5 protein-coding genes are annotated in these 5,263 nt (G+C 38.2%); 2 read left to right on the top strand and 3 right to left on the bottom strand.

Annotated features, from left to right (window positions below):
- The first annotated feature begins 294 nt into the window (after window positions 1–294).
- Window positions 295–558, top strand: coding sequence for a hypothetical protein (locus CDG79_RS38815; protein ID WP_189525288.1), 264 nt, complete (start codon window positions 295–297; stop codon window positions 556–558).
- 4 nt (window positions 559–562) lie between these two features.
- On the opposite strand, the gene CDG79_RS38810 is transcribed toward CDG79_RS38815, so the two are convergent.
- Complete coding sequence (locus tag CDG79_RS38810) at window positions 563–2,050, bottom strand: multicopper oxidase family protein (RefSeq protein ID WP_094346819.1); 1,488 nt, start codon at window positions 2,048–2,050, stop codon at window positions 563–565.
- A 771-nt stretch (window positions 2,051–2,821) separates the two neighbouring features.
- Window positions 2,822–2,995, bottom strand: a complete 174-nt coding sequence (locus CDG79_RS44555) for a hypothetical protein (RefSeq protein WP_223278616.1) — start codon at window positions 2,993–2,995, stop codon at window positions 2,822–2,824.
- An 81-nt stretch (window positions 2,996–3,076) separates the two neighbouring features.
- Here CDG79_RS44555 and CDG79_RS38805 point away from each other — a divergent pair, with 81 nt between their 5' ends.
- Window positions 3,077–3,715: a TenA family transcriptional regulator gene (locus CDG79_RS38805; protein WP_094346818.1), complete on the top strand. Its 639-nt coding sequence runs from the start codon at window positions 3,077–3,079 to the stop codon at window positions 3,713–3,715.
- Window positions 3,716–4,377: 662 nt separating this feature from the next.
- On the opposite strand, the gene msrA is transcribed toward CDG79_RS38805, so the two are convergent.
- Window positions 4,378–4,869 (bottom strand): peptide-methionine (S)-S-oxide reductase MsrA, encoded by a 492-nt coding sequence (gene msrA, locus CDG79_RS38800; protein ID WP_094346817.1) that lies wholly within the window; start codon window positions 4,867–4,869, stop codon window positions 4,378–4,380.
- Window positions 4,870–5,263: the final 394 nt, after the last annotated feature.

Here is a 5,263-nt window from a genome sequence, read left to right as displayed (position 1 = left end):
TTAAAAATGCTTCCCGAAATCCCTGAGCCTATTTTATTAAACCAGATTTTTGCCAAGCTTACTGCTTTAGGTCGCATTCATCCCGTTTCTACAGGCGTTGAACCCTCGTAAATTGGCAATGGTATTGCCTTTAGCATTGGGATTACTTCAAAATAAAATGATTGAGAGTTTCTTAAGCTACGATTGAGGTAAAAGCTCCTCTTTACTAAAAGAGAAAAATTCATGTTGAAAATATTTTTTGTGTCAATAATTATGTTTCTTTCTTCTTTGCTTTTAGCTCCAATCGCTTTTAGTATGCCAGTTTCACAAAACTTAGCATTGATTGCAGAAGTGACTGTAAATAATCCTCAGCCGCAGGTGGAATTAGAACCAACTAAAACTGTTCAATCCTCTAAAACTACACAAAATAATCAAAAACAGGATAGTTCTGCAAAAATATTAGAGTCAACTTCTAAGCAAACACCAAAACCCATAGTCCAAGGTACTAATCCTCAACCACCTGATCCTTATGATATGGAGAAAATGGAAAAATTCGATCGACAACTGTATGGAGACTAAAATTTTAGAACGGTGGTGCGGGAAGTGGTTTTGCTTTGGCTGTTGTGATTGGATCTGCTCCCCCTGAGCCGACCTCAAATTGAGTCATCATATCGTGGTCTTCATGAACCAAGTTATGACAGTGCATCATATACTTACCTGCATGAGGTCCATATTTGGCTATCACCCGTACAGTTTGACCTGATTCCACCAAGAATACATCTTTCCAACCTCGTTCATAGGGTAATGGTGGCAAGCCATTACGGTCTATCATCTGTAAATCTACAAGATGAATGTGTACAGGATGTACCCACTCACCTCCAGTATTTACGAGGTTCCAAATCTCAACATCACCGACACTGGGATTGGCATCAACCCTGTTTTTATCCCAAGTTCTATTGTTAATCTGCCATAGTTGGTTGCCACGACCAAACCTAAAGGTTCTGGCTCTGACTGCTGAAGATACTGGTATTATCTGTACAGGACGTAAAGTATTGGGTATGTCACTATCATCGCTTTCTTGCCTAACCACATCAAAACGCATTACTTGCTGAGTACGACTGTCAGAATCGATGTTGCTTGAGAATATAGGATTCTGTAACACTATTTGGGTACCAATGGGGTATTTAGAAAAATCGATAATAAATTCATAACGTTCAGCGACACCAATCCGTAGATTTTTCGTTCTGACGGGGGCGCTGAGTAATCCAGCATCGGAGGCGATGATAATTAAATCATCTTTTGTACTCAGTTGTAGTTGACATGTGCGGGAAGTACCAGCATTTAATATTCGGAAACGATACTTGCGATTCGCTACCTCCATCCGAGGATAAGGTACTCCATTCACCAGCATGATATCGCCATATAGACCTCTTTGACGGCGATCGTCAAAAATAAGGGAGCCATCACTGTCAAATCTTTTGTCTTGAATAATCAGAGGTATATCGTAGTCTCCTTTCGGCAAAGGCAGATTTAACTCTAGGTCATCCTCAATAATGTACATGCCTGCTAACCCCATATATACATGACGAGAGGTTTGGTGAAGTGCGTGGTCATGATACCAGAGGGTAGCCGCCCGGTTGTTAGGATAGATATAATCTTTGTAGTAACCAAAGGGAATAAAGTCTTCTGCATAACCATCATACTGAGGTAAAGAAGCCATCCCATGTAGATGGATTACCATTGATTCTGGCAAATTATTAATAAAACGTACTATTGATTGTCTACCGCGTTGCGCGCGAATAGTAGGGCCAGGCGTGATGCCATTGTAGCCCCAAATTTTAGTGCTTAATCCTGGTAAAATCTCTACTTGGGTTTGTTGCATAGTAATCTCGTAGTAATCTCCAGTAGAGTCACTATGTACAGGATTGAGAACAGGTGGAATCCGAAATGGCTGTTGAAAAGGTTGAATTTGTGGGCTGAACTGGCCAGCTCCCATACTCAAAGCCCCTAGCGGTAGCAGAAGCGTACTCTTTCCGATTAAGTTGAGTGCATCCCGTCTAGTAATTACCATAGTGATGTCCTTTTTTTAGTATTCGGCTCTGAGTCTTTTTATTTACAAAAATATGCTTTTCAATACCTATATAGCAGGTATAAAAGCTACCTAAAACCATTTTGCATCTACGCGCTCACTCGTGACCAAGATGATTTATATGTATAAACATATAGCACCGACCCTCTTCGATTTAAGGTATTGAAGTATTTTTTTACTAATTCACCCGATTTTTAAATACAGGAAATCTGACTTTTCCCGTTAAGTCAGGAACTCTTGAAATAACTTGGGTTCCACTAAGTAATTATCAACAAATGAAGTTTAATGACAAAAACTGCCACAGTAGAACTTTGGAATGGAGGTATAGCAAGCAATCACTGTTCTACGTCGTCAAAAAACTGAAATTAAAGAGTATTTAGTTTCGTAAGAAGTACTTATTGATGATATTTTCGGGACTAATTAGCGAAAAAGAAAGGCTGAAATAGGGTTACAGGTTTGGGTGTAGGGAAGACAGAAGTCTTACTACACCAAAACCCTCTGATTTTTTTTAGATACTGTGAAAAGTCAAATGGTATTTTTAAATTATCCGGTAAATATATCTAAATATAATGGAAGAAATATTTTGTTTTAGAGCTTAATATCGCAATAAAACTTCGTTTGAATATAACTATTATATAAACTTTTGACAAAAGGACTAATGAAAAAAGTCATGGTCTAATTCATGACTTTTAGCACAAATAAATGACCGATTTAGCCAGTTACTAGGGATTGATGAACTCTTGAGAATTCTCCTCATCCCATCAAAGATGGATATATGCCACAGACTAACAAATTGCCGCCGTACTCAACCCTTTGATAGTTAGAGCAACCGACGATGCAGGCTGCTGGTCTAAAAACTTGTTCGTCAAACTCGAAATCGAAACCGAAATCCTCCGAGTAGTCTGTATGAATCGTGCTAGATGTCACCTCAGTAGGAGGTAGAATCGTTAGGATCTTAGCAATCTGTTCCTCTCCATTCCATCTCCCCGAAATATCTATTGAGCCAAAATGACTATTACCTGCAAACTTCTTTTACAAAATCACGCTCAAGATTGGCAAGAAGCAACTGTGCATCCCTTTCTAGAACAGTGTCAATTAGGTATAATTCAACCCCAGCAATTCAATACATGGTTGATGCAAGATTATCTGTTTGTTGTGGAATTTACGCGGATGGTAGGGCGAGTATTAGCCAGCGCACCTCCAGAACATTTTGATGTGATACTTGGAGGACTGGCAGCTCTTAAAGACGAACTCAATTGGTTTAAAGAAAAAGCTACCCAACGACAACTGGATCTTAATATTAAAAAACAACCAACCTGTAGAGAATATTGTGAATATATGCATAGTCTTGCAGACAAGCCTTATCCTGTGCAAGCAACTGCATTTTGGGCTATTGAATTAGCCTATAATCAAGGTTGGCAACTACCAGGTAAGATGCCTGCACCTTACGATGAATTTGCACAAAGATGGGGAAATACTGATTTTACAAAATATGTAAAACTTTTGTCACAGCAAGCTGATGAGGTTTTAGAAACGGCACAGGAAGATATTCAAAAACAAGCTGAAGAATCTTTTTTAATGGTTGCAAAATTTGAACATAATTTCTGGCAGATGGCTTTTCACACAGCACAGTGGGAATCAAAATAGTTTTCACCGGACGAGTGTGAAATACCCGTAAATTCTTCTTAATTTCCTACAGCAAAACCTAAATTTCACACCCAAAAAGCAGTAATATCAAGGGTTAGCGCTTTTGAAGCGTGCCATTCAATTATGACCCTACATTGGGAATCAACTTAACCGGAACATGACCTTAGCAAGCTTGCCAAACCCTTGAGTAAAGGCATATTCAATTTCTGCGGAATCACAAATCTCTGTTAGTTTTGATTTCACTGTCTATTTCTTTAGTACGGGTAATTGGATGCGGTGCTTTATCTTTGGGGACTTTGAGTTTTTTAATGCTGGATTTGACTGATAAAAAAGAACTAAAACCGGGATTAATCACTTTGTCCATTTTTCATAGTCTGGTAGCGAGCGCCCAAATTTACAGTTTTCTTGGCAGCATGATTAATACACTTGTAATCATTGTACATTCAGTATTTGCAGTGTTATTTATCAGTGTTTTATGGCAGCGAATTAGATAAATATAAAAGCGCTTCATTTCATAATACATCCGTGCCTGGGCGATCGCTATGTGGTAGTGAATGACTTGCCAAAATTAGCTAAACTTTAAGCCAAGTTTCCTGATGTGTATAGCAGGTAAGGGGATTTGCAGTATTCGGCTTTTAAGATCCCCTCAATTCAGTGAAAGGTTAGCCTATCCTATAAGACGCTCGTCCATGCTTCTTTCGATATTGCTGATGATACTCTTCCGCTCTATAAAATTGTGATGCAGGTACAATCTCCGTCACAATTGGATTTTTGTGATAACGAGAACTATTTTCAAGCTGCTCTTTGGAGGCTCTTGCTAATAATTCCTGCTCTGGAGTGTGGAAAAATATCACTGACCGATATTGATCATCAACATCTGGACTATGGTGGTTTGATTCTATGGGATTGTGCTTATTCCAAAACAAATTTAGCAGTTCATCATAAGATACTATTACCGGATCGTACTCCACTTCCACTGCCTCAGCGTGTCCAGTTTTGCCTCTACAGACATCTTCGTAGGTTGGATTATCAAAGTGTCCGCCACTATAACCAACTGCTGTAGAAGTTACTCCCTTTACTTGACGAAATGCTGCTTCAACTCCCCAGAAACAGCCTGCTCCAAATGTCGCTTTTTGTAGATTAGCATTTTGCATATCTTTGACAACTATTTTATGATAATTTTAAATGGAACTCATCAAATCAGACAGATACTTTATAAGCAAATATTTTCTCAATATTGCCTGAGTGGTTTTAATTATTAGAGTGACAGATTATCCTGAGATGAGTCTGGTATAAAACTGAATATTATCTAATGAATTGGAAAAAATAGATTCTGCCATTTAACCATTTAATGAAATTCAAAATTCAAAATTAAGAAGAAACAAAAATTTTGAATTGATTAATTCTGGGTACAAGCCCTCACTGATTGTAATTTGGAATTGATTTGACAAATTGCTGAAGATTTTCTGCAACACCTACTGTCTCTAAATAAATAGCTTTCAATCTACAATATCAACTCGCTTTAATGCAGCCATCAATTCTGTCATA

Origin of the sequence: Nostoc sp. 'Peltigera membranacea cyanobiont' 232 (genome assembly GCF_002245985.1) — a bacterium.
In the GTDB taxonomy this organism is placed as follows: domain Bacteria; phylum Cyanobacteriota; class Cyanobacteriia; order Cyanobacteriales; family Nostocaceae; genus Nostoc.
The sequence above is the reverse complement of the archived record's forward strand: the minus strand, read 5'-3'. Positions and strand labels throughout refer to the sequence as shown.